Genomic DNA, 24,604 nt, shown 5'->3' with positions numbered 1-24,604 from the left:
GGGTGCGGCCGTGACCGCTGATCCGTCCGCCGTCCCGGTGCTGTGGCAGCCCACCCCGGAGTCGAGGGAGGCCACCCGGCTGGCCGGCTTCGCCCGCGAGGCGGCCGCCCGCCGTGGCCTCGACCTCGACGCCGGCGACTACGACGCGATCTGGCGCTGGTCGGTCGAGCACGTCGACCAGTTCTGGGCCGACGTGGCGGTGTGGTCGGGAGTGCTCCCGCGCGTCCCCGACGACCGGGTGCTCACCCGCCGCGAGATGCCCGGCGCCGAGTGGTTCCCCGGCACGACGGTCAACTTCGCCGAGCAGGCGCTGCGCCACGCGACCGACGAGCACCCCGCACTGGTCGCCGTGGCCGAGGACGCCGAGCCGGTCGAGGTGTCCTGGGCGCAGCTGCGCGGGCAGGTCGGCGCGTTCGCCGCGACGCTGCGCCGGCTCGGCGTGCAGCGCGGGGACCGGGTCGCGGGCTACCTGCCCAACGTGCCCGAGGCGGTCGTGGCCTTCCTGGGGGCGGCGAGCATCGGCGCGGTCTGGTCGTCGTGCGCCCCCGACTTCGGCACCCGCGCCGTCCTCGACCGGTTCGCCCAGATCGAGCCGACCGTGCTCGTCGCCGTGGACGGGTACCGGTTCAACGGCCGCGAGTACGACCGGCGCGACGTCGTCGCGGAGCTGCGGGCGGCGCTGCCGAGCGTGCGGACGACGGTCGCCGTCCCCCGGCTGTACCCGGACGAGGTGCCCGACGGCGCGCTGCGCTGGGCGGAGGCGGTCGCCGACGCGCAGGAGCCGCGGTTCGAGGCGCTGCCCTTCGACCACCCGCTGTGGATCGTCTACTCCTCGGGCACCACCGGGCTGCCCAAGGGGATCGTGCACGGCCACGGCGGCGTCGTCCTCGAGCAGCACAAGCAGCTGGGCCTGCACGGCGACGTCGGCCCGGGCGACCGGTTCTACTGGTACGCCTCCACCGCCTGGATCATGTGGAACATCGCGACCTCGGCGCTGCTGCGCGGCGCGACCGTGGTGGTCCACGACGGCGCCCCGGCCTACCCGTCGGTCGACGCGCAGTTCGCCCTCGCCGCGCGCACCGGCATCACCTACCTCGGCACCAGCGCCGGCTACCTCACCGCGTGCGAGCGCGCCGGGATCCGGCCGGGGGAGACCCACGACCTCTCGACGCTGCGGACGATCGGGTCCACCGGGTCGCCGCTGCCGGCCTCGGCGTTCCACTGGGTCTACGACGCGGTGGGGTCCGACGTCTTCCTCGCCTCGGTCTCCGGCGGCACCGACGTCGCCACCGGGTTCATCGGGAGCACGCTGCTGCTGCCGGTGACCGCCGGGGAGCTGCAGCGGCCGATGCTCGGCGTCGCGGCGGCCGCCTGGGACGAGGAGGGCCGGCCGGTCACCGGGGAGCTCGGCGAGCTGGTGATCACCGAGCCGATGCCCTCGATGCCGCTGTACTTCTGGAACGACCCCGAGGGAACCCGCTACCGCGAGGCCTACTTCGAGACGTGGCCGGGGGTGTGGCGGCACGGCGACTGGATGGAGGTCACCGAGCGGGGCACCTGCCTGATCACCGGCCGGTCGGACTCCACGCTCAACCGCGGCGGCGTGCGCATGGGGACCGCCGACATCTACGCCGCCGTCGAGTCGGTGCCCGAGGTGCTCGACTGCGTCGTCCTCGGCGTCGAGCAGCGCGACGGCGGCTACTGGATGCCGCTGTTCGTGCAGCTCGCGCCCGGAGCCGAGCTCACCGACGAGCTGCGCGACCGGATCCGCGCCGCCATCCGCAGCCAGGCCAGCCCGCGGCACGTGCCCGACGAGGTGCTCGTCGTCCCCGGCGTCCCGCACACCCGCACCGGCAAGCGGCTGGAGGTGCCGCTCAAGCGGCTGTTCCAGGGCGTGGCGCCGGAGAAGGCGGTCAACCCCGGGGCGGTGGACGACGCGTCACTCGTCGAGCACTACGCCGCCCTCGCCCGCGAGCGCGGCGCCCGCTGAGGAACGGCGCGCTGAGAACGGGCCGCGCAGCGCCGCCCACTGCAGCAGCAGGATCGTCTTCGCGTCGGCGATCCGGCCGTCGTCGACCCAGGCCAGGGCCTCGTCGAAGGGCAGCTCGAGCACCTCGATGTCCTCGCCCTCCTCGGCCAGCCCGCCGCCGGCCGACACCCGGTCGGCCGGGGTGTAGGGCCCGGCGAAGAAGGCCAGCCGCTCGGTCACCGACCCCGGGCTCATGAACACGTCGGGCAGCCGGGTCAGCGCCCCGACGGTGACGCCGAGCTCCTCCTCGGCCTCCCGGCGGACGGCGGACTCGGCGTCCTGCTCGTCGAGCAGCCCCGCGGCGGTCTCGACCAGCAGCCCGTCGGGGGAGCCGTTGACGTAGGCGGGCAGGCGGAACTGCCGGGTGAGCAGCACCGTGCGCCGCTCGGTGTCGTGGAGCAGCACCGTCGCGCCGTTGCCGCGGTCGTGCGTCTCGCGCTGCTCGGTGTGCCACGCGCCGTCCCGGCCGCGCCGCTCGAACGTCGTCCGCCGGTTGACGTACCAGGAGCTGGACAGCACCTCGACGTCGCGGACGACGACGTCGGGGTTGCCGGTCAGGTCGCGGCCCGCGCGGTCCAGCCCGGTGCGCCCCCGCGCGTCGGGGACGTCGACCCCCGGGACGCCGGTCACCGGGCCACCGCCGGGACCTCGTCGACGCTGGTGTAGACCGCCGCGCCGCGGGCCCGGGCCAGCGCCACCATCTCGTCGGACCCCGCCGAGGCGCCCGGCAGCCGCAGCACCGCGTCGACGCGGGCCACCAGCCGGCGGCCCATCGGGTGGAAGACCTCGTCGAACGCGGCGTCGCCCACCCGGGTGGACCCGGCCAGCCCGGCCAGCGGCAGCGCGAGGTCCTCCCCGTTGACGGCGAGGTGGCCGGCGCGGAAGAGCTCCAGGCAGGCCTGCCGGATGGCGCGGTGGTTGGCGGCGATCCTCCCGGGGTCGTCGCCGGTGCCGCCGCGGTAGGGGCCGGCGACCAGGATCATCAGGGGCTGCTGGGTCATGCGAGGTCGACCTCCACGCCGGCGTCGTCGAGCGCGGCCAGGGTGTCCTGGGCCGCGGGGGTGAGCTGGGGGTCGCGGGCGCTGGCGTCGGTGACCAGGCGGCCGACGGCGGACAGCGGCGCGACCGAGGCGAACGCGCGGACGCCGAGCTTCGAGGCGTCGGCGACGACGAGGCTGGCGCGCGCCTGCTGCAGGCCGACCTGCTTGACGGCGGCGTCCTCGAGGGTGAACTCCGACCAGCCGGCCCGGGCGTCCACCGCGCCGATCGACATGACGAACAGGTCGACGGTGAGCTGGCGGAGCACCGCGGCGGTCAGCGGCCCGGACAGGCTGCGCTCGCCCGGCCGGGACTCCCCGCCGACGACGAGCAGCCGGATGCCGGGCCGGTCGGCCAGCGCGTCGGCCACCGGGAGGCTCACCGCCGCGCAGGTGAAGGGCCCGTCGCCGGCGCCCGCGCGGTCGGCGAGCGCGCGGGCGACGTGCACGGTCGTCGTCCCGGCGTCGAGCAGCACGGTGGCGCCCGGGGCGACGCCTGCGGCGGCGGCGCGGCCGATGCGCTCCTTGACCCCGGCCTGCCAGCCGGCCCGGGCGGTGAACCCCGCGGCGCTCTCGGGTTCGGCGACCGCGACCGCGCCCCCGCGGACCCGCTCCACCAGCCCGCGGGCCTGCAGCGCGTCGAGGTCGCGGCGCACCGTCATCTCCGAGACGCCCAGCCGCGCGGCCAGGTCGGCGAGCGACGCCCGGCCGGCGTTGCGCACCAGCCGCAGGGTCACGTCGAGTCGGTCGGGGACGGCCACGGGACATTGCTACCACGTCCCTGTGAGAGTTGTGAAGTGTTCGTGAGATCGGAGGGCGCCGTGGGGCACCACCTGGTACTCCCGCGGACAGTCGTGCTCTGCCCCCCAGTCGTGGGCAGAGCACGACCGAGCGGGAGAGGACCTCAGGTGGCCGCCAGGGCCGCGTCGTCGGCGTGGGCCACGTGCCCGAGCGCGCGCCACATGACCGCCACCAGCAGCGCGGAGCCGGCGAAGGCGAACCAGAACGGGCCGGTCACGCCCCAGACGCGCGCGATGACCCCGCCGAGGGCCTGGCCGACCAGGATGCCGCCGAACACGCCCATCGCGTAGAGGCTGCCCACCCGCCCCTGCAGGCCGGCCGGGACAGCGCGCATCCGCACCGTGCGCGACGTCGTCCCCCACACGAACGCGTGCGCGCCGAAGGCGGCCAGCACCGCCATCGCCACCCCCGGCGTGCGGGTGAGTGCCAGGACGAGGTGGGTCAGCGTCTCGATCACCAGCCCGACCCGCATCAGGTGCGCCAGCCCGACGTGCCGCTCCAGCCAGTCGTAGGACGCCGTCCCCACCATCCCGCCGACGGCGACCACGGTGGTCAGCAGGCCGAACCCCGCCGCACCCAGCCCCAGCCGCTGGTCGGCGTAGAGCACCAGCACCGACCACGCCGCCCCGTAGGTGACGTTGAACAGCACGATGGTGAGCGTCAGCGTGCGGACGGCGGGGTGGCCCCACGTCCAGCGCAGCCCCTCGGCGACGTCGCGGCGCACCGTGGCGCGCTCGACCGGCCGCTCGACCGCGGGCAGCCGCACGCGCGAGACCAGCACCGCCCCGAGCGCCACCAGCACCGCCTGCGCGAGGAAGGGCCACGCGGCTCCGGCCACGAACAGCACGCCGCCGACGGCCGGACCGGCCAGCTGGTTCATCGTCAGCGTGCCGGCGGTCAGGCGCGCGTTGCCGATGCCCAGGTCGGCGCGCGGCACGACCATCGGCAGCAGGGTCCCGGCCGCGGTGTCGGCGAACACCTCGGCAGCGCCGAGCACGAACAGCGCGGCCAGGACGGCGGGGATGCCGACGTCGCCGGTGGCCAGCGCGAGCACGAGGACGGCGAGCACGCCGGCGCGGGCGAGGTCGACGGCGACGACCAGCGCCCGGCGGTCCACGCGGTCGGCGAGCACCCCGGCGTGCAGGCCGAGCAGCAGCCACGGCAGCTGCTGCAGCAGCGCCGCCAGCGCCACCACCAGCGGGTCACGGGTCAGGCTCGCCACGAGCAGGGGCCCGGCCGCGATCGCCACGCCGTCGCCGAGGTTGCTCACCCACGAGGAGGCGACCAGCCAGCGGAACGGCGTCCCCATCCGCGCCGGCAGCACGGTCTCGACCAGTCCCCCCACGGGTGCCGGACCCTAGCCGCCGACCGTCCTTGCTCTCCTCCGGATAACCAGGTGCCTCCTGTCGGTGCCCTCCGCGAGCATGGGGACCCGGGCGCGACGGTGCGCCCGCCGACGACGGAGGGGGAGATGGCCAGGCTGCCGCGCGCACTCGCGCCCCTGCGTTCCCGCGACTACCGCCTGCTGGCCTCGTCCATGGGCCTGTCGCTGTTCGCGCAGGGACTGTGGACCGTGGCGCTGGTCTGGCAGGTCGTCGACCTCGGCGGCGGGCCGGGCGCGCTGTCGCTGGCCACCGCCCTGCAGGCCGCCGGGATGCTCGCCAGCACGCTGCTCGGCGGCGCGCTGGCCGACCGGGTGCCGCAGCGGCGGATCCTGCTCGGCGTCGCGCTGCTGCAGACGACGGCGGTCGGCGCGGTCGCGCTGCTGTCGCTGGCCGGTGCACTCGCGCTCGGGCCGCTGGCGGTCGCGTCGCTGGCCGGCGGGGTCGCGATGGGGCTGTACTACCCGGCCTACTCGGCGCTGGTGCCCGGCGTCGTCCCGCCCGGCGAGCTGCTGGCGGCCAACGGCCTCGAGGGTGTCGTCCGCCCGGCGCTGGCGATGGCCGCGGGCCCGGCGGCCGGCGGCCTGCTGGTGGCGGTCCTCTCGCCGGGGGCCGCGCTGGCGGCGACGGCGCTGACCTCGGCGGCCGCGGCCGCCTGCGTGGCGGCGCTGCCGACGCTGCCGGTCCGCCGCGAGGGGGAGCACCCGGGGCTGCTCACCGACGTCCGCGAGGGCGTGGCGTACATGGTCCGGACGCCGTGGCTGCTGGCCACGCTGCTGTTCGCCTCGCTGATGGTGTTGATGATCATGGGCCCGTTCGAGGTCCTGGTGCCCTTCGCGGTGCGCGACCGCGCCGGCGGCGGCCCCGCCGAGCACGCCTGGGTGCTGGCCGCCTTCGGCATCGGCGGTGCGGTCGGCTCGGCCGTCGTCGCCTCGCTGCGGCTGCCGCGCCGCTACCTGACGGTGATGAACCTGCTCTGGGGCGCCGGCTGCGTGCCGCTGGTCGTGTTCGGGGCGACGTCACAGCTGTGGCTGATGATCGCGGCGGCCGCGCTGCTCGGGGCGGCGTTCGAGGCGGGCACCGTCATCTGGGGCACGCTGCTGCAGCGGCGGGTGCCGCCGGCGCTGCTGGGGCGGGTGTCCAGCCTCGACTTCTTCGTCTCGCTGGCGTTCATGCCGCTGTCGATGGCGCTGGCCGGCCCGGTCAGCCAGTCGGTCGGCCTGACCGGCACCTTCCTGCTCGCCGGCCTGGTGCCGCCGGTGCTCGCGGTGCTCGCCGTCCTGGCCTGGCGGCTGCCGGCCGACGAGCTCGCCCACCCGCTCGACGTCCCCGCCGGGGAACCGGCCGAGCGGGTCAGCGAACCGGCCTGAGCACCCGCGCCTCCCACGGGCGCAGGACCGCGGGGTCGTCCTCGGGCAGGTTCCCGAGGACGACCTCCGCGGGCACCGCCTCGGGCAGCAGCTCGGCCAGCGGCTGCGGCGTCGCGCTGAGGTTGCACACGACGAGCAGCGTGTCGCCGTCGAGGGACCGGGTGAACGCGTACACGTCGTCGTGCTCGGCGAGCAGCATGGTGAAGTCGCCCAGCGCCACCACCGGGTCCGCGTGCCGCAGCGCGATCAGCCGCTTGTGGTGGGCGAACACCGAGTCGGGGTCCGAGCGCTGGACCTGGGCGTTCCACGCGGTGTGGTCGGGGTTGACCGCGATCCACGGCGTCCCGCTCGTGAAGCCGGCGTGCGGCGAGGCGTCCCACTGCACCGGGGTGCGGGCGTTGTCCCGGCTCATCCGGCGCATCGCGGCGAGCACGTCGGCGGGGTCGGCGCCGTGGGACACCGCCTGCTCGTGGTGGTTGAGCGACTCGACGTCCCGGAACTCCTCCAGGGAGGTGAACGGGTAGTTGGCCATCCCCAGCTCCTCGCCCTGGTAGACGTAGGGCGTCCCGCGGTGCAGGTGCAGCAGGGTGGCCAGGCAGGTCGCCGAGTCGCGGCGGTAGCGGGGCGAGTCGTTCCCGAAGCGGGACACCGCCCGCGGCTGGTCGTGGTTGTCCCAGTACAGGGAGTTCCAGCCGACGTCGGCCAGCCCGGCCTGCCAGCGGCCGAGCGAGGCCTTGAGGTCGCGCATCCGCAGCGGCCGCGGGCTCCACTTGTCGCCGTCGAAGTCCAGCTGGACGTGCTCGAACTGGAACACCATGTCCACCTCGGCCCGCGCCGGGTCGGTGTAGAGCCGCGCCTGCTCGATCGTCACGCCCGGCATCTCCCCGACGAGGAGCAGCGGTTCCGGGTGGCCTGCGAACACCTCGCGGTGCATCTCCTGCAGGTGGTCGTGGATGCGCGGGCCGTTGAGGAAGTGCGGTGTCCCGTCGCCGTAGGGCAGGCCCGGCAGCGGGGGGCCGTCGGGCAGCGAGCCGTCCGGGGCGACGTCCTTGCTGATCATGTTGATGACGTCCATGCGGAAGCCGTCGACCCCGCGGTCGAGCCACCAGCGCATCATCGCGTAGACCGCGTGCCGGACCTGCGGGTTCTCCCAGTTGAGGTCGGGCTGCTCGGCGGCGAACAGGTGCAGGTAGTACTCGCCGCTGGCCTCGTCGAGCTCCCACGTCGGGCCGGAGAAGAACGAGTGCCAGTTGGTCGGTTCCGCGCCCGGCTGCCCGGGCGCCATGCCCTCCCGCGGCGGCCGCCACCAGTACCAGTCCCGCTTCGGGCTCGTCGGCGAGGACCGGCTCTCGACGAACCACGGGTGCGCGTCGCTGGTGTGGTTGACCACCAGGTCCATCACCAGCCGGATCCCGCGCTCGTGCAGCGCCGCGAGGAGCTCGTCGAGCTGGGCCAGCGTGCCGAACAGCGGGTCGACGCCCTGGTAGTCGCTGATGTCGTAGCCGTTGTCGGCCTGCGGCGAGGGGTAGACCGGCGAGAGCCAGACGACGTCGACGCCGAGGTCGGCGAGGTGGTCGACCCGCTGCAGGATGCCGCCGAGGTCACCGATCCCGTCGCCGTCGGAGTCCTGGAACGAGCGCGGGTAGACCTGGTAGACGACGGCACGGGTCCACCACGGCGACGGGTCGGGCACGGGTCCAGCCCAGCACGTCGCACCCCCGCCCGCACCCGCGCGCTACGGTCGCCGACCGTGCCTCCCGGTGTGCTGCTCGTGACCGGCGGGAGCCGCGGCATCGGCGCGGCCACCGCGCGCGCCGCCGCGGCCGCGGGCTGGTCGGTCGCCCTCACCTACCGCGACGACGAGGCCGCGGCCGCCGCCGTCGTCGCCGACGTCGAGGCCGCCGGGCGCCCCGGGCTCGCCGTCCGGGCCGACGTCGCGGTGGAGGACGACGTCCTCGCCGCGTTCGCCGCCGCCGAGACGCTCGGCCCGCTGACCGGCCTGGTCGCCAACGCCGGCGTCGTCGCCCCGCGGGCGCGCGTCGACGAGCTCACCGCCGAGCGGGTGCAGCGCCTGCTGGCCGTCAACGTGCTCGGCGCCGTGCTGTGCTGCCGCGAGGCGGTGCGGCGGATGTCCACGCGGCACGGTGGGTCCGGCGGGTCCGTCGTGCTGGTCTCCTCGGCGGCCAGCCGGCTGGGCTCGCCGGGGGAGTACGTCGACTACGCGGCCAGCAAGGGCGCCGTCGACACCCTCGGGGTCGGCCTGGCCCGCGAGGTGGCCGGGGAGGGCGTGCGGGTCAACGTGGTGCGCCCCGGCATCGTCGAGACCGACATCCACGCCAGCGGCGGCCAGCCCGACCGGGTCGCCCGGATCGCGCCGACGGTGCCCATGGGCCGCGCCGGGCTGCCCGGGGAGGTGGCCGCCGCGGTGCTGTGGCTGCTCGGCGAGGAGTCCGGCTACTGCACCGGCAGCCTGCTCGACGTCTCCGGAGGCCGCTGAGCGACCCGGCCCGGGCGCTGTTTGGATGGGCGGGACCCGTCGCAGGCCACCCGGCACCGACCCGAGGAGAACCGATGTCCCAGCCCACCCGCCCCGACGTCGAGCCGCCGACCGGCCCCGCGCCCGCCGACCTGGTGATCGAGGACATCACCGTCGGCGAGGGCCAGGAGGCGAAGGCCGGCGACCTGGTCAGCGCCCACTACGTCGGCGTCACCCACGACGGCGGCGAGCAGTTCGACGCCTCCTGGGACCGCGGCGACCCGCTGGAGTTCCGCCTCGGCGTCGGCATGGTCATCCAGGGCTGGGACGAGGGCATCCAGGGGATGCGGGTCGGCGGCCGCCGGCGGCTGACCATCCCCGCGCACAAGGCCTACGGCGACCGCGGTGCCGGCGGCGTCATCAAGCCCGGCGCCACCCTCGTCTTCGTGGTGGACCTCGTCGGCGTCCGCTGACCCGCGGGTGCGGTGATGATCAGGTGACCTGATCGTGCAGCGTCCTACCCGACCGTGGGACGTCGGGTAGGACGCCCGGGGATCAGGTCACCTGATCATCGCGGGTCCCGGTGGTTGTGCCGGGCAACCGCTGGGCACGGGTGCGGCCATGACCGAGCCGGTGCCCACCCGCACGCACGCGCTGACCGAGGAGGCGGGCGCCGGCGAGTCGGGCGGTGAGTCCACCGGCACCGTCGTCGTCGCCGGGCTGGCCAACCTCGGCATCGCGATCGCCAAGCTCGTCGGCGGGCTGGTCAGCCACTCCTCGGCGATGCTGTCCGAGGCGGCGCACTCGCTGGCCGACACGATCACCGAGGTGCTGCTGTTCGTCGCGCTCAAGCGCGGCACCCGTGAACCGGACGCCCGCCACCCGGTCGGCTACGGGCGGGAGACCTACTTCTGGGCGCTGTTGGCCTGCCTGGCCACCTTCACCCTCGGCGCCGGCTTCTCCTTCTACCAGGGCGTCCAGACGATCATCGAGGGCGAGGAGCAGGGCGACCCGCTCATCGCCTACGTCGTCCTCGGCGTCTCCTTCCTCCTCGAGGGCGCGTCCTGGCTCAAGGCCGTGCGGCAGGTGCGCGGCTCGGCCCGCCGATGGGGGACGACGTGGCGTCGCTACCTCGCCGAGACCACCGACACCACGGTCAAGGCGGTGACCTTCGAGGACAGCGCCGCCCTGGTCGGCCTGGTGCTCGCCGCCCTGGGCCTGTTCCTCGAGCAGGTGACCGGCGACCCGGTGTGGGACGGCCTGGCGGCCGTCCTCATCGGCGTCCTGCTGCTGTTCGTCGCCGGCGCCCTGGCCCGCGCCAACGTCTCCCTGCTCATCGGCCGGTCGGTGCCGCGGGCCGTCGAGGACCAGCTGCGCGCCGAGATCACCGCGCTCGACCAGGTCGTCGACGTCCCGGTGCTCCTGACCTCGGTCATCGGCCCGGGCCAGCTCATCGTCTCGGCCAAGGTCGACTTCGCCGACGACGCGACGGTCGCCGATGTCGAGCGCGCCTCCGACGAGGCCGAGCGGCGGCTGGTGGCGCGGCACAGCGGCGTCCGCTACGTGTTCCTCGACCCGACGCCGGGAGACGGCCGGGCCCGCGCCGAGGTGCACCGGCCGGAAGAACGCCGACCGGACCGGGGTTGAGCCGTTCCGTGCGCATCGAGGTCTGGTCCGACGTCGTCTGTCCGTGGTGCTACATCGGCAAGCGCCGGCTGGAGACCGCGCTCGAGCGGTTCCCGCACCGCGACCGGGTCGAGGTGGTCTGGCGGTCCTACCAGCTCGACCCGTCGATCCCGGAGGGCGAGACGCACCCGACGCTGCCGGCGCTGGCCGCGAAGTACGGGCGCCCGGTCGAGGAGATGCGGGCGATGATGCGGCACGTGGAGGAGACCGCCGCCGGCGAGGGCCTGCGGTACTCCCTCGCGGACGGCGTCAGCGGCAACACCCTGCTCGCACACGAGCTCGTCCACCTGGCCGCCGAGCACGGCCTGCAGGGCGCGGTGGAGGAGCGGCTGTTGCACGCGTACTTCGAGGAGTCCCGCCCGGTGTTCGACGTCGACGCGCTGGTGCCGCTGGCCGTCGAGGTCGGCCTGGACGAGGCCGAGGTGCGCGCGGCGCTGGCCGACCACCGGTACCGCGCCGCCGTCCTCGACGACGCCCGCACCGCGCAGGCGCTCGGCGCCACCGGCGTCCCGTTCTTCGTCGTCGACCGCCGCTACGGCGCCGCGGGCGCCCAGCCCGCCGACCTGCTGCTCCAGCTGCTCGAGCGCGCCTGGGCCGAGCGCGACCCGGTCCCCAGCGCCTGAGACACCGGCGCCCGAGACACCAGCGCCCGAGACACCGGCGTCCGAGACACCAGAGGGCCCCCACCCGGAACGGGTGGGGGCCCCTGGCGACGTGCTGGAACGGTCACCCTTCAAGGGCCCGCGCCGAGCGTGCGAGGCGTGGGGGGAAGGGTGGTCCTCTCTACTGGGTGGCGGGGCCGCCCTGCTCGGTGCCGGAGAGGGTCCGCAGGAACTCGTGGCAGCGGCGGGCGCGCGCGGAGTCCTGCTCCATCACCTCGCGGAAGAAGGCGGCGATGTCGTCGAGGCCCGCGTTCTCGGCGTCCCGCACGTACTGGCCGTAGTCGTGCCCTGCCTTCAGCGAGTGGTACTGCACGGAGATGAGGTCGTAGGTGACGTCCTCGAAGCCGGTCTCACCGGTGGCCATGGGTACCTCCTGGTCGTCGGGGGTGGGCGAACCAGCAGGTTCCCCGCGACCGCCGTCCGAAACCGGACCGGTTCGTCACCGCCCGTCCGGGACCTCCGGGAACGCCCCGCCGGTGACGTCCCCGCCGCCGGCGTCGTCGGCGAGGGTCTGCCCGGCCGTGGTCTCCGCGTCGTCGGCGGCCAGCTCGTCCTCGCCGGTGGACGCCGGGTCGTCGCCGGCCGAGGCCAGGTCGGCGCCCTCGCCGTAGGCGCCGGGGTCGGCCTGCGTCGTCCGGGGGTCGTTGAGCGGGTCGGGGACGTCGGGGTCGGTGACGGTCATGCGCTCCCCGGTGCCCGCCCCGACCGGCGGCGAACCGCTGGCCCATGCGTAACCGGCGTGTTACGCATGCACCGTGGAGGCGCTCGCGGCCCTCGCCGACCCGACCCGCCGGGAGCTGCTCGGCCTGCTGGCGCAGGGCGAGCTCGCCGCCGGTGAGCTCGCCGGCCGGTTCCCGGTGAGCCGCCCGGCGGTCAGCCGGCACCTGCGCGTGCTGCGCGAGGCCGGACTGGTCCGCAGCCGGGTGGAGGGACGCCGGCGGCTCTACGCGCTCGACCCGCGGCCGCTGCGGGAGCTCGACGAGTGGCTCGAGCCCTACCGCGACCTGTGGGCGCAGCGGCTCGACGCGCTGGACACCGAGATCGCCCGCGGCCGCCGGGCCCGGGTGCACCCCCCGACGGACGGAGACGCCCCGTGACCGACCAGCAGACCCCCGCCGCGGCCCCGACCGACCGCCGCGGCGCCGTCAGCACGCTCCCCGACGGCCGGCAGCGCCTGGAGTTCCGCCGCTCCTGGCCCGACGGTCCCGACGAGGTCTGGGCCGCGCTCACCGGACCCGACCGGCTGCCCCGCTGGATCGGCACCTACGAGGGCGAGCGGGCCCCCGGCGGCCGCGGCTCGTTCACCATGACCCACGAGTCCGAGCCGGCGAGCGAGGAGGTGACGATCGTCGAGTGCGACCCGCCGTGCCGGCTGGTCGTCGAGTGGGTGCAGGCCGGGGCGGAGGCCTGGCGGGTCGAGCTGGACCTCACCGTGGAGAGCGGCCGCACCACCCTGCACTTCGTCCAGGTGTTCCCAGCCGGCACCGACGTCTCCGACTTCGCCCTCGGCTGGCACTGGTACCTCGACAAGTTCGACGCCGAGGTCGGCGGGCGACCGCCCCCCGCCGAATGGGACGCCTTCCTCGCCGCGACCGGCCCGGACTACGGCCGCGCGCCGGAGGCCTGAGCGCCCAGCACCGCCATCGCCGCCGCGGCCGCCAGCCCCACGGCGGCGACCGCGGCCTCCGCCGGTGCGTCGGCGGGGGAGGCCAGCCGCTGCCGCACCAGCCGCTCCTGCAGGTAGCCGGGCACCAGGGCGGCGCCTCCCCACCCGAGAACGGCGGCGGCGCGCGGGTCCGGGCGCGCGGCCAGCCGGGCCAGCGCCCCCGCGGAGACGGCGAGGGTCCACGCCGGCGGGCCGAGCGCCGTCCCGGCCCACCACGCGTCGCGGCCCACCCGCGCCGGGTCGCCGGCCAGCAGCGGCGTGTCGAAGGCCCGCCGCCGCCGCACCGACAGCACCTGCCCGGTCAGGCCGGCGGCGAGCTGCACGGCGGCGACGGCGAGGAGCCCCCGGCGGCGGGTCACCGGGCGCGCTCGGCGACCTGCACCGGCCCGGGCCCCGTCCACGGGCCCAGGGTGCCGAGGAACTCCCCCCGCCGGCCCAGCCGCGGCCCGGCCTGCACCGGGTAGGCGTCGTAGCGGCCGGTGAGCTCCCGGGCCGCGTGGACGGCGAAGTTCGGGTCGTCCTGCGCCTCCCGGGCCACCGCCACCAGGTCGGCCAGGCCCCCGGCGACGACGGCCTCGGCCTGGCGCGGGTCGACGATCAGCCCGACCGCCATCGTCGCGACGTCCGCCCCGGCGCGGAGCCGGGCGGCGAAGGGCACCTGGTAGCCGTAGCCCAGCGGGTGCTGCCAGCCGCCGAGGCCGCCGCCGGAGACGTCGACGACGTCGACCCCGCGGGCGCGCAGCTCGGCGGCCAGGGCCACGGTGTCCTCGAGCGTGATCCCGCCGTCGGAGCCGTCGACGGCCGAGACCCGCACGAACAGCGGCCGGTCCTCGGGCCACTCGGCGCGCACGGCCGCCACCACCTCGAGGGGGAAGCGCATGCGCGCCTCCCGCGAGCCGCCGTAGCCGTCGGTGCGCCGGTTGGACAGCGGCGAGAGGAACTGGTGCAGGAGGTAGCCGTGCGCGGCGTGCACCTCGACCACGTCGAAGCCGGCGGCCAGCGCCCGCCGGGTCGCGGCGACGAAGGCGTCGCGGACCTCGCCGAGCTCGGCGACGGTCAGCTCGTGCGGCACGGGCCAGCCGGGCCCGGCCGGCACCGCGCTGGCCGAGACCGTGGGCCAGGGCTGCTCGCCGGGCCGGGCGTTCCCCGCGGTCACCGCCGCGCCGCCCTCCCACGGCCGCTGGCTGCTGGCCTTGGCGCCGGCGTGGGCCAGCTGGATGCCCGCGACCGCGCCGTGGGCACGCAGGAAGTCGGCCACCCGGGCCAGGCCGGGCACGTGCCCGTCGGACCACAGGCCGACGTCGCCGTGGCTGATCCGGCCCTGCGGCGTCACGGCCGTCGCCTCGACCAGGACCAGGCCGAAGCCGCCGAGGGCGAAGCGGCCCAGGTGCACCAGGTGGTAGTCGCCGACCAGTCCGTCGGAGACGGAGTACTGGCACATCGGGGCGACCACCAACCGGTTGGGCAGGGTCACCCCGCGCACGGTCAGCGGGGTCAGCAGGGCGGGCGTCTCGGGTGTGGAACCGGTCACGTCAGGGGCCCAACACCGCGCCGGCCAGGCGTCTTCCGGGGAACGACGACGGGCGTGGCAAGACGTCTAGGACGTAACGTCTCTCACCGTTACAGGCGGGTGTCCCCGCTTGTACGCTGACCCGACCCGGACGGCGGGAACCCTCCGCCGTCGGGACAGAGCACGCCCCCGGCGCCGGTGTCGTCCGCACCCGGCGTGCCCCAGAGGATGGAGACGCCGTGACTTCCGTGGCCACCCCCGGTCTCGACAACGCCCCCACCACCCACGCCCGGCTGCTGGCGTGGGTGCGTGAGATGGCGGAGCTGACGCAGCCGGACCGGGTGGTGTGGGTGGACGGCACCGACGAGGAGTGGGAGCGGCTGACCCAGCAGCTGGTCGACGCCGGCACCTTCACCCGCCTGGCGAAGAAGCCCAACTCCTTCTGGTGCGCCTCCGACCCCAGCGACGTCGCGCGCGTCGAGGACCGCACGTTCATCTGCTCGGTCGACGAGGCCGACGCGGGGCCCACCAACAACTGGATGGCCCCCGACGAGATGAAGGCGGTCATGACCGAGCTGTACCGCGGCTCGATGCGCGGCCGGACGATGTACGTCATCCCGTTCTGCATGGGCCCGGTCGAGGCCGAGAACCCGATGTTCGGCGTCGAGCTCACCGACTCGGAGTACGTCGTCGTCTCGATGCGCGTCATGGCCCGCATCGGCAGCCGCATCCTCGAGGCGATGGGCACCGACCGGCCGTTCGTGCCGGCCATGCACTCCCTGGGCGCCCCGCTGGAGGAGGGCCAGGAGGACGTCCCCTGGCCCTGCAGCCAGACCAAGTACATCGTGCACTTCCCCGAGGAGCGGGCCATCTGGTCCTACGGCTCGGGCTACGGCGGCAACGCCCTGCTGGGCAAGAAGTGCTACTCGCTGCGGATCGCCTCGGCGATGGCCCGCGACGAGGGCTGGCTCGCCGAGCACATGCTGATCCTCAAGCTGACCAGCCCGCAGCAGAAGACCTACTACGTCGCCGGGGCCTTCCCCAGCGCCTGCGGCAAGACCAACCTGGCGATGCTCGAGCCCACCATCCCCGGGTGGAAGGTCGAGACCATCGGCGACGACATCGCCTGGATGCGGTTCGGTGAGGACGGCCGGCTCTACGCCATCAACCCCGAGTACGGGCTGTTCGGCGTCGCCCCGGGCACCGGCTGGGACACCAACCCCAACGCGATGCGCACCATCGACAACGGCAACTCGGTGTTCACCAACGTCGCCCTCACCGACGACGGCGACGTCTGGTGGGAGGGCATGACCGAGGAGCCGCCGGCGCACCTCACCAGCTGGAAGAAGCAGGACTGGACGCCGGACTCCGACGAGCCCTCGTCGCACCCGAACTCGCGGTTCTGCACCCCGATCACCCAGTGCCCGATCCTGGCGCCGGAGTACACCGACCCGAAGGGCGTGCCGATCTCGGCGATCCTCTTCGGCGGCCGCCGCAAGACGACGATCCCGCTGGTCACCGAGGCCCGCGACTGGAACCACGGCGTGTTCATGGGCGCCACGCTGTCCTCGGAGACGACGGCGGCGGCCACCGGCGCGGTCGGCGTCGTCCGCCGCGACCCCTTCGCGATGCTGCCGTTCATCGGCTACAACGCGGGCGACTACTTCGGCCACTGGGTCGAGACCGGCAAGATGCACGACTCGACCAAGCTGCCGCGGATCTTCTACGTGAACTGGTTCCGCCGCGACGAGGACGGCGGCTTCCTGTGGCCGGGCTTCGGCGAGAACAGCCGGGTGCTCAAGTGGGTCGTCGAGCGCCTCGAGGGCACCGCCGCGGCCGAGGAGACCGCGGTGGGCCACGTCCCGACGGCGGACTCGCTCGACGTCTCGGGCCTGGACATGACCGAGGACCAGGTCCGCAAGGCGCTCGCCGTCGACCGGGACGAGTGGCGCGAGGAGATCCCGCAGATCACCGAGTGGTTCGAGAAGTTCGGGGACAAGCTGCCCAGCACCATGTGGGACGAGCTGGAGATCCTCAAGAGCCGGCTGGCGTGAGAAGGACCCTCCTGCCCCCCACCCCTCGCTGACGCTCGGGGCGGGACCCTGCAGGAGGGCCGCCCGCGCGGGTCCAGGGCCCCGCACCGGACAGCGTCGTCCGGGGCGGGGCCCGCTGCCGTCCCGGCACGGAACGGAGCGGTTCAACTGCTGAGCGCGCGGACGTCGGTTAGCGTGGCGGACGAACCCGCGTCCCCCTGACGACAGGTCCCACCCCGGTGCCCAATCCGTACCTGCACGTGCTGCGCACGCCGCACGCGCTGCCCATGGTGCTCGCCGCCTTCATCGGCCGGCTGCCGCTGTCGATGGTCGGTCTGGGCTGCGTGCTGCTCGTGGCCTCCGAGACCGGGTCCTACGGCCTGGGCGGTGCCGTCGCGGCCGCCGGCGCGGTCACCACCGCGATCGCCGGGCCGCTGCTCGGCCGGTGGGCCGACACCCACGGCCAGCGCCGGACGCTGCTCCCGGTGGTCGTCGTGTTCGCCGCCGCCGGCGCGCTGTTCCTGGCCGCGGTCAAGGAGGACTGGCCGCGCTGGACCTTCTTCGTCACCGCCGGTCTCGCCGGGGCGTGCATCCCGCCGGTCGCCTCGATGATCCGGGTGCGCTGGACGCACCTGCTGCGCGGCACCACGCGGTTGCCGGCCGCGCTGGCGATGGAGTCCGTCGTCGACGAGTTCGTCTTCATCGTCGGGCCGGTGCTGGTCACCTTCCTCTCCACCACGGGACACGCCACCTCCGGTGTGGTGACCGCCTTCGTGCTGGCCGTCGTCGGCGCCCTGCTGTTCGCCGCGCAGGGCCGCACCGAGCCGCCGCCGCACGGGCACGAGGCCCGCCGGGGCCCCGCCGCGATCCGCACGCCGGGGCTCAAGGTGCTCTTCGTCGTGGGCGCCGCGGTCGGCTCGATCCTGGGCACGCTGGAGATCGCCCTGGTCGCCTTCGCTGACGAGGTCGACGCCATGGCGCTGTCCGGCGTGCTCATCGCCGGCCTGGCCGTCGGCTCGATGGCCAGCGGCATCGGCTGGGGCGCCGTGCACTGGCGGCACCCGCTGCGGCACCGGCTGCTCGTGGTGCTCGGGGCGCTGACCGTGCTCACCGTGCCGCTGTCGCTCGTCGGCAACGTGTGGGTGATGATCCCGCTGGTCGTCGTCGCCGGCGTGGCCGTGTCGCCGTCGCTGATCAGCTCGTTCACCCTCGCCGAGCTGATCGTGCCGCGGTCGGCGGTGACCGAGGCCTTCACCTGGATCGGCACCGCGCTGGGGCTCGGTGTCGCGGTCGGCACCTCGGTCGCGGGCAAGATCGTCGACACCTACGGCGCCAACGCGTCGTTCCTCGTCGCCACGGTGTCCGCGGGGCTGGCCGCCGTCGTCGTCCTGGTGTTCCAGCGGCTGCTGCACGTGCCGGCCGAGCACGCCGCCGAGCCCGCGATGGCCCGCTGACCCGGCCCCGCCCCGCGGCCGGCGGCGGCCGCGTCCTCGGCGTCGCCCCCGAGCGGCTGGACCGCTGGGTCGACGGCGTCGTCGCCCGCCACGGCGCGCTGGAGACCACCGTCGACGACGACGGCACGCTGCGGCTCACCTGCGCCGACGGCACCACCGTCGCGCTCCGGGCCCCCTTCGGCTGGACGCCGTCGGCCCCGCTGCTCACCACGTTCACCGCCGCCGCCCGGCAGCCCCGCCCCGTCGCCGTGCTGCTCGTGCGCCGCGGGCGCTGGGCGGTCGGCGTCTTCACCGGCAGCGACCTCGTCGTCTCCAAGGTCGACACCCGCCTCGTGCAGGGCCGCAGCGCCGCCGGCGGCTGGTCGCAGCAGCGCTTCGCCCGCCGCCGGGCGAACCAGGCCGACGCGGTCGTCTCGGCCGCCGCCGACACCGCCGCCCGGGTGCTGCTGCCGCACGCGGCGCAGGTGGTGGCCGTCGTCACCGGCGGCGACCGCGGGATGGTCGACGACGTGCTCGCCGACCCCCGGCTGGCCCCGCTCGCCGCGCTGCGCCGGGACCCGGCCCTGGAGGTCGGCGAGCCGACCAGGGAGGTCCTGCTGGGCACCCCGGCGCAGTTCCGGGCCGTGCAGGTGCACGTCGTCGAGCCCGGCGACCGCTCCTAGCGCGCGAGGGGGGTCGGGGGCGTAACGTCCACCGGCCGTGTCCGCGATCCCGACCGACACGACCGCCACCGCCGCGACCGACCCCGTCCTCGCCGCCGAGCGCGCCCACCTGGCCCGCGCCGGGGACTGCCTGACCGAGATGCGCACCGCCGCCTCCGCCGTCGTCGACGCCGGGGTCGACGCGTGGGCCTCCGAGCGCCTCGGCGCCGCCCGCGCCGAGCGGCTGCGCTCGCTGGCCGCCGATCCCGGCGTCCCGCCGTTCTTCGGCCGGACCGACACCGGGGAGGAGACCTTCCACATCGGCCGCCGGCACGTGCGCGACGCCGCGGGCCGGCCGGTGGTCATCGACTGGCGCGCGCCGATGAGCCGGCCCTTCTACCGCGCCAGCGCCGCCGACCCCCAGGGCCTGGTCCGCCGCCGACGGTTCGGCTTCTCCGGCGGCGAGCTGACCAGCTACGAGGACGAGCTGCTCGGCGCCGGCGAGGGGGGCGACGGGACGCTGCTGCGCGACGACACGGGGAGCCGGGTCCTGCTCCAGGAGATCGAGCGCCCGCGCAGCGGCCCGATGCGCGACATCGTGGCCACCATCCAGCCCGAGCAGGACGAGATCGTGCGCGCGCCGCTGGCCGAGTCGGTGTGCGTGCAGGGCGCCCCGGGCACCGGCAAGACCGCCGTCGGCCTGCACCGCGCGGCCTACCTGCTCTACACGCACGGCGGTCAGCTGGCCCGCACCGGCGTGCTCGTCGTCGGGCCCAACCGGGCCTTCCTGCGCTACATCGAGCAGGTGCTGCCCACCCTCGGCGAGGTCGACGTCGAGCAGACGACGGTCGCCGGGCTCACCGGCCGGGTGCCGGTGCGGGCGCAGGACCGCCCGGAGGTCGCCGTCCTCAAGGGCGACGCCCGCATGGCCGCGGTGCTCGAGCGGGCGCTGTGGGGGGCGATCGCCAAGCCCGCCGACGACGTGCTCGTCCCGCTGGCCGGCCGCCGCTACCGGGTGCCGGTGGAGCGGCTCAAGCGGTACGTCGACGACCTGCGCCGCCGCGGCCGGGTGCCCGACGACCAGCAGCGCCTGCACCACGCCGCCGGGCGGGAGCGCCTCGCGCTGCTGCTGGCCGAGGACGCGCGGCGGCAGCAGGAGGAGGCCGGCGGCAGCCCGACCGACGCCGAGACCCGCCGGGCCGCGCGCAGCCCCGAGGTGCGCGCGTTCTGCGACGCCGTCTGGCCGGCCCGGGACGCCGCCGGGCTGGTCGCGGCGCTGCTCACCGACCCCGCCGTCCTCGCCCGGGCCGCGCGCGGGCTGCTCACCGACGACGAGCAGGCGCTGCTGCTGCGCCCGGCCACCCGTTCGCCGCGCACCGCCCCGTGGACCGAGGCCGACGCCGTCCTCGTCGACGAGGCCGCCGGGCTCATCGAGCGCACCTCCGGCTACGGCCACGTCGTCGTCGACGAGGCGCAGGACCTCTCGCCCATGCAGTGCCGCGCGGTGGCCCGGCGGCTGGCCGCCGGGTCGCTCACCGTGCTGGGCGACCTGGCGCAGGCCACCAGCCCGTGGTCGCCGTCGGACTGGGCGCCCACCCTGGCCGGGCTGGGCCGCCCGGAGACGTCGGTCCGGCCGCTCACCCGCGGCTACCGGGTGCCCGCCGAGGTGCTCGACTACGCCAACCGGCTCCTGCCCGCCATCGCGCCCGGCCTCCCCGCGGCCACCGCCGTGCGCCGCGAGCCCGGGGCGCTGGAGGTGCGGCCGGTCGCCGACCTCGCCGGCCCGCTGGCCGACGTCGTCACCGCGCTGGCCGCCGGGCCCGGGTCGGTGGGCGTCGTCTGCGCCGACGCCGCGGTGCCCGGGGTGGCGCGGGCGCTGCGGGACGCCGGGCTGCCCGCCGCGGTGCTCGCCGACGACGGCACCGCCGCCGAGCGGGTCGCCGTCGTGCCCGCGACGCTGGCCAAGGGCCTGGAGTTCGACGCGGTCGTGGTCGCCGACCCCGCAGCGATCGCCGCCGCCGAGCCGCGCGGGCTCAACCGGCTCTACGTGGTGCTCACCCGGGCGGTGAGCACCCTCGTCGTCCTGCACCGCGACGACCTGCCGGCGCAGCTGGCGGGGTGACCGGCGTTCCCCGTACGGCGCGGGTGGTTGTGGTCGCCGACGATCTCCGTTTGCATGGGCGCGGCCGAGGAGGGGGGCGCATGGACCGGCAGGACAGCCGGGGGTACGCGCTGCTGCGCCTGGTCGCGACGATCGTGGTCGCCGGGGCGCTGGTGGCGGGGCTGCTCATCCCCTGGATCGGTGGACCCGCCGTCGCCGCCCAGCAGGGCACCGGCCTGCTCGGCGACCTGCCCACCGAGTTCACGTCCGACCCGCCCGCGGGCAACACCGTGCTGCTGGCCGCCAACGGTGAGCCCATCACCTACTTCTACGACGAGAACCGCGACCCGGTGGAGCCCGGCGAGATCGCCGAGGTCATGCAGCAGGCGATGGTCGCCATCGAGGACGCCCGCTTCTACGCCCACCGTGGGCTCGACGTGCAGGGCACGCTGCGGGCCCTGGCCACCAACCTCGCGGCCGGCGGCGTGCAGGAGGGCGGCTCGACGCTCACCCAGCAGCTGGTCAAGCAGACGCTGCTGCAGACCGCCGACACCCCGGAGGAGCGGCAGGCCGCGACCGAGCAGACCCTGGGCCGCAAGCTGCGCGAGGCCCGCCTGGCGCTGGCCCTCGAGGACGTCTACGGCAAGGACGAGATCCTCACCCGCTACCTGAACATCGTCTACTTCGGCTCCAACGCCTACGGCGTGCAGCCCGCCGCACGCACCTTCTTCGGCGTGGACGCCGCCGCGCTCACCCTCCCGCAGGCCGCGCTGCTCGCCGGCCTGGTGCAGAGCCCCACCTCCGACGACCCGTTCACCGACCCCGACGCGGCCCTCGCGCGGCGCAACGAGGTGCTGTCGCGGATGGCCGAGCAGGGGTACGTCACCGCCGACGAGGCCGCCGCCGCGTCCGCCGAGCCGCTGGGGCTGGCGCCGGCCCCCGCGCCGCCGCGCGGCTGCGCGCAGGCCACCGTCGGCCCCTACGTCTGCGACTTCGTGCAGCGCCACCTGACCCAGGAGCTCGGGCTCACCCAGGAGCAGCTCGACAACGGCGGCTACGTCGTCCGGACGACGCTGGACGCCGAGCTGCAGCGCTCCGGCGACGCCGCGGTGCTGGAGACGCTGGCCGTCGACGACTCGCTGGCCGGCATGTTCACCGCCGTGGAGCCGGGCACCGGCCACCTGCTGGCGATGAGCGTCAACCGGGTCTTCGGCTACGACCGGTCCGACCCCCGGCAGGAGTCGTTCAACCTCAACACCTGGCCCAGCCAGGGATCGGGCTCGACGTACAAGGTGTTCGTCGCCGCGGCGGCGCTGGCCCGCGGCTACTCCTCCTACTACACGCTCACCGCGCCCGAGCCCTACGTGTCGCGCGTGTACTCCGGCCCCTGCCAGGGCCGCGACACCGACGGCCGGTACTGCGTGCGCAACGCCGGGTCGGGCTACCGGTCGACGCTGGACCTGACGACGGCGCTCTACCAGTCGTCCAACACCTACTTCCTCGCGCTGGAGGACGCCCTCGGCAGCGTGGAGGAGCCGGTGCGGATGGCCGAGGCGGCGGGGCTGTTCCAGTTCAGCCCGCCCGGGCTGGCGGAGGAGATCATCGAGGAGAACCGCGGCTCGTTCACCTTCGGCGCGGAGGCCACCAGCCCGCTGGCGCTGGCCAGCGCCTACTCGACCTTCGCCGCCGGCGGCACCCGGTGCGACGTCGTCCCGGTGACCGCCGTGCTCGACCAGCACGGCGAGCCCGCGGTGGGGGCCGACGGCGAGCCGCTGCCGGTGGGTGACCGGTGCACGCCCGAGGCGATCCCGCCCGGTGTCGCGCACACGATGAACCAGATGCTCCGCAAGGACGTCGAACCGGGGAACCCGGGCCAGACAGGGGCGCGCGCCTACGTCCGCGGCCACCAGATCGCCGGCAAGACCGGCACCTCGCAGGACAACTACTCGGTGGCCTTCGTCGGCTACACCCCCGAGATCACCGCCAGCGTCATGGTGCTCAACCCCAAGGAGAACGAGGACGTCGGCGGGTTCGGCGGCGGCAAGGGCGCCACCATCTGGCGCGACGCGATGGCGCCCGTCCTCGAGGCCCGGGGGAGCGGGGAGTTCCCGCCGGCCGACGAGACGGTGCAGAACGGCAACACCCGCCCGGTGCCCGGCTGCTCCGGCGTCCGCGGCTGCACCGCGGCGCTCACCGACGCCGGGTTCGTCCCGCAGGTGGTGCGCGTCGACGGCGACGAGCCCGAGGGCACGCTGCTGGGCACCAGCCCGCCGCGCGGCAGCCGCGCGGTCCCCGGCCAGGAGGTCCGCATCCTGGTCAGCAACGGCAGCGACTACGTGGAGCCCGCGCCGGAGCCCGAGCCGGAGCCCGCGCCCGCCCCCGAACCGGACCCGCCCGCCCCGGCACCGGCGCCCGGGCCCCCGACGGGTCCCCCGGCACCGGAGGCGCCCCCGGAGCCCGAGCCGGGCCCCCCGCCGGCGCCCGAGCCGCCCCCGGCGCCCGCGGAGCCCGCCCCCGACCCGGGAGGGCCGCCGACGTTCCCGCCCGAGGGGTTCGGCGGGCCCGGCGGCCCCGGCTGAGGGCGGCCCAGCCGTTCGTCGAGGGCCTGGGTGAGCAGCCACCCGCCGAGCAGCACCAGGTGCAGCAGGAACATCCACAGGGCGACGGCGACCACCGCGCCGACGGCCACCAGGCCGCCGAAGGGCGCCCCCAGGTCCAGCGGCAGGGACAGGAACAGCACGAACCCCTGCAGGAAGCCCGACAGGCAGGCCGCGGTGAACAGCGCCCCGGTGACCAGGGCGCCACGGCGGTGCCGGCCCGCCGCCACCACGCCGAACCCCCAGAGCAGCGGCACGGTGAGCACGAACAGCACCGAGTAGTACCCGACGGCGAACCGGCCGAGCCCCGCGGCGATGCCGTCCTCCCGCAGGAGGTCGGCCATCACCGAGGCGGCCAGCAGCAGCGGGTAGAGCAGCGCGGGGGTGAACAGGACGAGCGGCAGCGCGAGCAGCCGCCCGCGCCAGGCGGTGAGGGTCTCCTCCCGCTGGCTGAACCGCAGCAGCGCCCGGCGCAGGCCCTCGCCGTAGAGCGACATCGGCAGCAGGGCCAGCAGGAACCCCAGCAGGTCCACCCGCACGCCCACGGCCACCAGCCGCTCCACCACCTCCGGCGCCCCGAGCTGGGCCGGCAGGAGCTCGGTGAGCCGCCCGGTCAGCGCGCGCACCTCCTCGGGTGAGGTGACCAGCGCGGTCAGCCGGACGGCGACCAGCAGCAGCGGGACCACCGCGATCCCGGCGTAGAAGGTCAGGCCCGCGGCGATCAGCGCCAGGTCGCGGCCACGGAGCTGGCGCCGGGTGCTGCCCAGCAGCACCCGCGCCTCGGCGCCGAGCCGCGCCGCCGTCCACGTCCGCCCAGGGCTCACCGGCTCACGCACCCCTCCGGGAGGTCCCGTGCCCGCCGCCGGTCCGGACGCGGTGCTCAGCCGCCGGGGTTCGCGTCGTCGGTCGTCGGCGCGTCGTTGCCCGGGTTCTCGCCGGTCTCCTGGCAGCTGGCGTCGTTCTCGTTGCTGGCGTTCTCCCCGGCCGAGTCGCAGTTCGTCGGCCCCCGGGAGAAGTCGGTGTTGTCGCCGCAGGCGACCACGGACCCGAGCAGGGCGAGCACGACGAGCGGCCGGGCGAGGCGCATCCGGGTGGAGGAGGACATGCCCCGACTCCTGCTCGGCCCGGACCCGTCCCAAACGGGGCCGCGGCGGCGGGC

At 75.6% G+C, this 24,604-nt stretch carries 23 protein-coding genes and 1 pseudogene; 13 read left to right on the top strand and 11 right to left on the bottom strand.

Going from position 1 to position 24,604, the window contains the following annotated elements:
• Positions 1-10 precede the first annotated feature (10 nt).
• Positions 11-1,990, top strand: coding sequence for an acetoacetate--CoA ligase (locus tag LY71_RS20350; protein ID WP_211297453.1), 1,980 nt, complete (start codon positions 11-13; stop codon positions 1,988-1,990).
• Here LY71_RS20350 and LY71_RS20345 read toward each other — a convergent pair.
• The 4 genes from LY71_RS20345 to LY71_RS20330 all read right to left on the bottom strand — a co-directional run bounded on the left by LY71_RS20345 (position 1,940) and on the right by LY71_RS20330 (position 5,212).
• Positions 1,940-2,659 carry an NUDIX domain-containing protein gene (locus LY71_RS20345; RefSeq protein WP_106281156.1) on the bottom strand — a complete coding sequence of 240 codons (720 nt, stop codon included), beginning with the start codon at positions 2,657-2,659 and terminating at the stop codon, positions 1,940-1,942. The two genes, LY71_RS20350 and LY71_RS20345, sit on opposite strands and share 51 nt — an antisense overlap.
• Positions 2,656-3,030, bottom strand: coding sequence for a DUF4406 domain-containing protein (locus LY71_RS20340; protein ID WP_106281154.1), 375 nt, complete (start codon positions 3,028-3,030; stop codon positions 2,656-2,658). The genes LY71_RS20345 and LY71_RS20340 overlap by 4 nt, the downstream gene beginning before the upstream one ends.
• On the bottom strand, positions 3,027-3,827 hold the full coding sequence (locus LY71_RS20335; RefSeq protein ID WP_106281152.1) for a DeoR/GlpR family DNA-binding transcription regulator: 801 nt from the start codon (positions 3,825-3,827) through the stop codon (positions 3,027-3,029). The genes LY71_RS20340 and LY71_RS20335 overlap by 4 nt, the downstream gene beginning before the upstream one ends.
• Positions 3,828-3,970: 143 nt before the next feature.
• Positions 3,971-5,212, bottom strand: coding sequence for an MFS transporter (locus LY71_RS20330; protein WP_211297452.1), 1,242 nt, complete (start codon positions 5,210-5,212; stop codon positions 3,971-3,973).
• Positions 5,213-5,338: 126 nt separating this feature from the next.
• Here LY71_RS20330 and LY71_RS20325 point away from each other — a divergent pair, with 126 nt between their 5' ends.
• On the top strand, positions 5,339-6,619 hold the full coding sequence (locus LY71_RS20325; protein ID WP_106281149.1) for an MFS transporter: 1,281 nt from the start codon (positions 5,339-5,341) through the stop codon (positions 6,617-6,619).
• Here LY71_RS20325 and LY71_RS20320 read toward each other — a convergent pair.
• Complete coding sequence (locus LY71_RS20320) at positions 6,603-8,312, bottom strand: glycoside hydrolase family 13 protein (RefSeq protein WP_106281147.1); 1,710 nt, start codon at positions 8,310-8,312, stop codon at positions 6,603-6,605. The two genes, LY71_RS20325 and LY71_RS20320, sit on opposite strands and share 17 nt — an antisense overlap.
• 69 nt (positions 8,313-8,381) lie before the next feature.
• Here LY71_RS20320 and LY71_RS20315 point away from each other — a divergent pair, with 69 nt between their 5' ends.
• The 4 genes from LY71_RS20315 (at position 8,382) to LY71_RS20300 (ending at position 11,404) form a co-directional block, all read left to right on the top strand.
• The gene (locus LY71_RS20315) at positions 8,382-9,116 is read left to right on the top strand and encodes an SDR family oxidoreductase (RefSeq protein WP_106281145.1); all 735 of its coding nucleotides are present in this window, start codon (positions 8,382-8,384) and stop codon (positions 9,114-9,116) included.
• A gap of 74 nt (positions 9,117-9,190) precedes the next feature.
• Positions 9,191-9,568, top strand: coding sequence for an FKBP-type peptidyl-prolyl cis-trans isomerase (locus LY71_RS20310; protein WP_106281142.1), 378 nt, complete (start codon positions 9,191-9,193; stop codon positions 9,566-9,568).
• A 148-nt stretch (positions 9,569-9,716) separates the two neighbouring features.
• Positions 9,717-10,742: a cation diffusion facilitator family transporter gene (locus LY71_RS20305; RefSeq protein ID WP_106281139.1), complete on the top strand. Its 1,026-nt coding sequence runs from the start codon at positions 9,717-9,719 to the stop codon at positions 10,740-10,742.
• Between the two features lie 8 nt (positions 10,743-10,750).
• Complete coding sequence (locus LY71_RS20300; protein ID WP_106281137.1) at positions 10,751-11,404, top strand: DsbA family oxidoreductase; 654 nt, start codon at positions 10,751-10,753, stop codon at positions 11,402-11,404.
• Between the two features lie 160 nt (positions 11,405-11,564).
• Here the strand turns inward: LY71_RS20300 and LY71_RS20295 are convergent, their stop codons facing one another.
• Both LY71_RS20295 and LY71_RS20290 read right to left on the bottom strand, forming a co-directional pair.
• Entirely contained in the window at positions 11,565-11,807 is a 243-nt protein-coding gene (locus LY71_RS20295) for an acyl carrier protein (protein WP_106281135.1), read from the bottom strand.
• A 75-nt stretch (positions 11,808-11,882) separates the two neighbouring features.
• A complete protein-coding gene (locus LY71_RS20290) occupies positions 11,883-12,125 on the bottom strand; it encodes a hypothetical protein (protein WP_106281133.1) in 243 nt (80 codons plus the stop codon).
• 73 nt (positions 12,126-12,198) lie between these two features.
• On the opposite strand from LY71_RS20290, the gene LY71_RS20285 reads away from it, so the two are divergent.
• Together LY71_RS20285 and LY71_RS20280 are read left to right on the top strand one after the other, a co-directional pair.
• Positions 12,199-12,540, top strand: a complete 342-nt coding sequence (locus LY71_RS20285) for an ArsR/SmtB family transcription factor (protein WP_106281131.1) — start codon at positions 12,199-12,201, stop codon at positions 12,538-12,540.
• A complete protein-coding gene (locus tag LY71_RS20280) occupies positions 12,537-13,070 on the top strand; it encodes an SRPBCC domain-containing protein (protein ID WP_106281129.1) in 534 nt (177 codons plus the stop codon). Before LY71_RS20285 ends, LY71_RS20280 begins: the two co-directional genes overlap by 4 nt.
• Here the strand turns inward: LY71_RS20280 and LY71_RS20275 are convergent.
• The gene (locus LY71_RS20275; RefSeq protein ID WP_106281127.1) at positions 13,046-13,468 is read right to left on the bottom strand and encodes a hypothetical protein; all 423 of its coding nucleotides are present in this window, start codon (positions 13,466-13,468) and stop codon (positions 13,046-13,048) included. The genes LY71_RS20280 and LY71_RS20275 overlap by 25 nt on opposite strands.
• Positions 13,465-14,640: an NADH:flavin oxidoreductase/NADH oxidase gene (locus LY71_RS20270; protein WP_106281124.1), complete on the bottom strand. Its 1,176-nt coding sequence runs from the start codon at positions 14,638-14,640 to the stop codon at positions 13,465-13,467. The genes LY71_RS20275 and LY71_RS20270 overlap by 4 nt, the downstream gene beginning before the upstream one ends.
• A 218-nt stretch (positions 14,641-14,858) precedes the next feature.
• Between LY71_RS20270 and LY71_RS20265 the strand changes: the two genes are divergently transcribed.
• The 5 genes from LY71_RS20265 (at position 14,859) to LY71_RS20245 (ending at position 23,427) form a co-directional block, all read left to right on the top strand.
• A complete protein-coding gene (locus tag LY71_RS20265) occupies positions 14,859-16,673 on the top strand; it encodes a phosphoenolpyruvate carboxykinase (GTP) (RefSeq protein WP_106281122.1) in 1,815 nt (604 codons plus the stop codon).
• Positions 16,674-16,891: 218 nt separating this feature from the next.
• Positions 16,892-18,106, top strand: coding sequence for an MFS transporter (locus tag LY71_RS20260; protein WP_106281120.1), 1,215 nt, complete (start codon positions 16,892-16,894; stop codon positions 18,104-18,106).
• Entirely contained in the window at positions 18,103-18,768 is a 666-nt protein-coding gene (locus tag LY71_RS24570; protein WP_106281262.1) for an acVLRF1 family peptidyl-tRNA hydrolase, read from the top strand. Before LY71_RS20260 ends, LY71_RS24570 begins: the two co-directional genes overlap by 4 nt.
• A 37-nt stretch (positions 18,769-18,805) precedes the next feature.
• Positions 18,806-20,869: a HelD family protein gene (locus LY71_RS20250; protein ID WP_245888135.1), complete on the top strand. Its 2,064-nt coding sequence runs from the start codon at positions 18,806-18,808 to the stop codon at positions 20,867-20,869.
• An 80-nt stretch (positions 20,870-20,949) separates the two neighbouring features.
• A complete protein-coding gene (locus LY71_RS20245; RefSeq protein WP_106281117.1) occupies positions 20,950-23,427 on the top strand; it encodes a transglycosylase domain-containing protein in 2,478 nt (825 codons plus the stop codon).
• A gap of 23 nt (positions 23,428-23,450) precedes the next feature.
• On the opposite strand, the pseudogene LY71_RS24305 reads toward LY71_RS20245, so the two are convergent.
• Positions 23,451-24,218, bottom strand: a pseudogene (locus tag LY71_RS24305) (YhjD/YihY/BrkB family envelope integrity protein); the annotation flags it as partial.
• 107 nt (positions 24,219-24,325) lie between these two features.
• On the bottom strand, positions 24,326-24,550 hold the full coding sequence (locus LY71_RS20235; RefSeq protein WP_091363445.1) for a hypothetical protein: 225 nt from the start codon (positions 24,548-24,550) through the stop codon (positions 24,326-24,328).
• Positions 24,551-24,604: the final 54 nt, after the last annotated feature.

This window comes from Geodermatophilus tzadiensis (assembly GCF_003002915.1).
Classification (GTDB): Bacteria; Actinomycetota; Actinomycetes; order Mycobacteriales; family Geodermatophilaceae; genus Geodermatophilus; species Geodermatophilus tzadiensis.
This window is presented reverse-complemented; position numbering and strand designations above follow the sequence as displayed.

What these genes read in the sequence shown, in the direction of transcription:
- LY71_RS20340 (WP_106281154.1), bottom strand. Translation starts at nt 3,030, where the DNA reads ATGACCCAGCAGCCCCTGATGATCCTGGTCGCCGGCCCCTACCGCGGC.
- LY71_RS20325 (WP_106281149.1), top strand. Translation starts at nt 5,339, where the DNA reads ATGGCCAGGCTGCCGCGCGCACTCGCGCCCCTGCGTTCCCGCGACTAC.
- LY71_RS20310 (WP_106281142.1), top strand. Translation starts at nt 9,191, where the DNA reads ATGTCCCAGCCCACCCGCCCCGACGTCGAGCCGCCGACCGGCCCCGCG.
- LY71_RS20305 (WP_106281139.1), top strand. Translation starts at nt 9,717, where the DNA reads ATGACCGAGCCGGTGCCCACCCGCACGCACGCGCTGACCGAGGAGGCG.
- LY71_RS20295 (WP_106281135.1), bottom strand. Translation starts at nt 11,807, where the DNA reads ATGGCCACCGGTGAGACCGGCTTCGAGGACGTCACCTACGACCTCATC.
- LY71_RS20290 (WP_106281133.1), bottom strand. Translation starts at nt 12,125, where the DNA reads ATGACCGTCACCGACCCCGACGTCCCCGACCCGCTCAACGACCCCCGG.
- LY71_RS20245 (WP_106281117.1), top strand. Translation starts at nt 20,950, where the DNA reads ATGGACCGGCAGGACAGCCGGGGGTACGCGCTGCTGCGCCTGGTCGCG.
- LY71_RS20235 (WP_091363445.1), bottom strand. Translation starts at nt 24,550, where the DNA reads ATGTCCTCCTCCACCCGGATGCGCCTCGCCCGGCCGCTCGTCGTGCTC.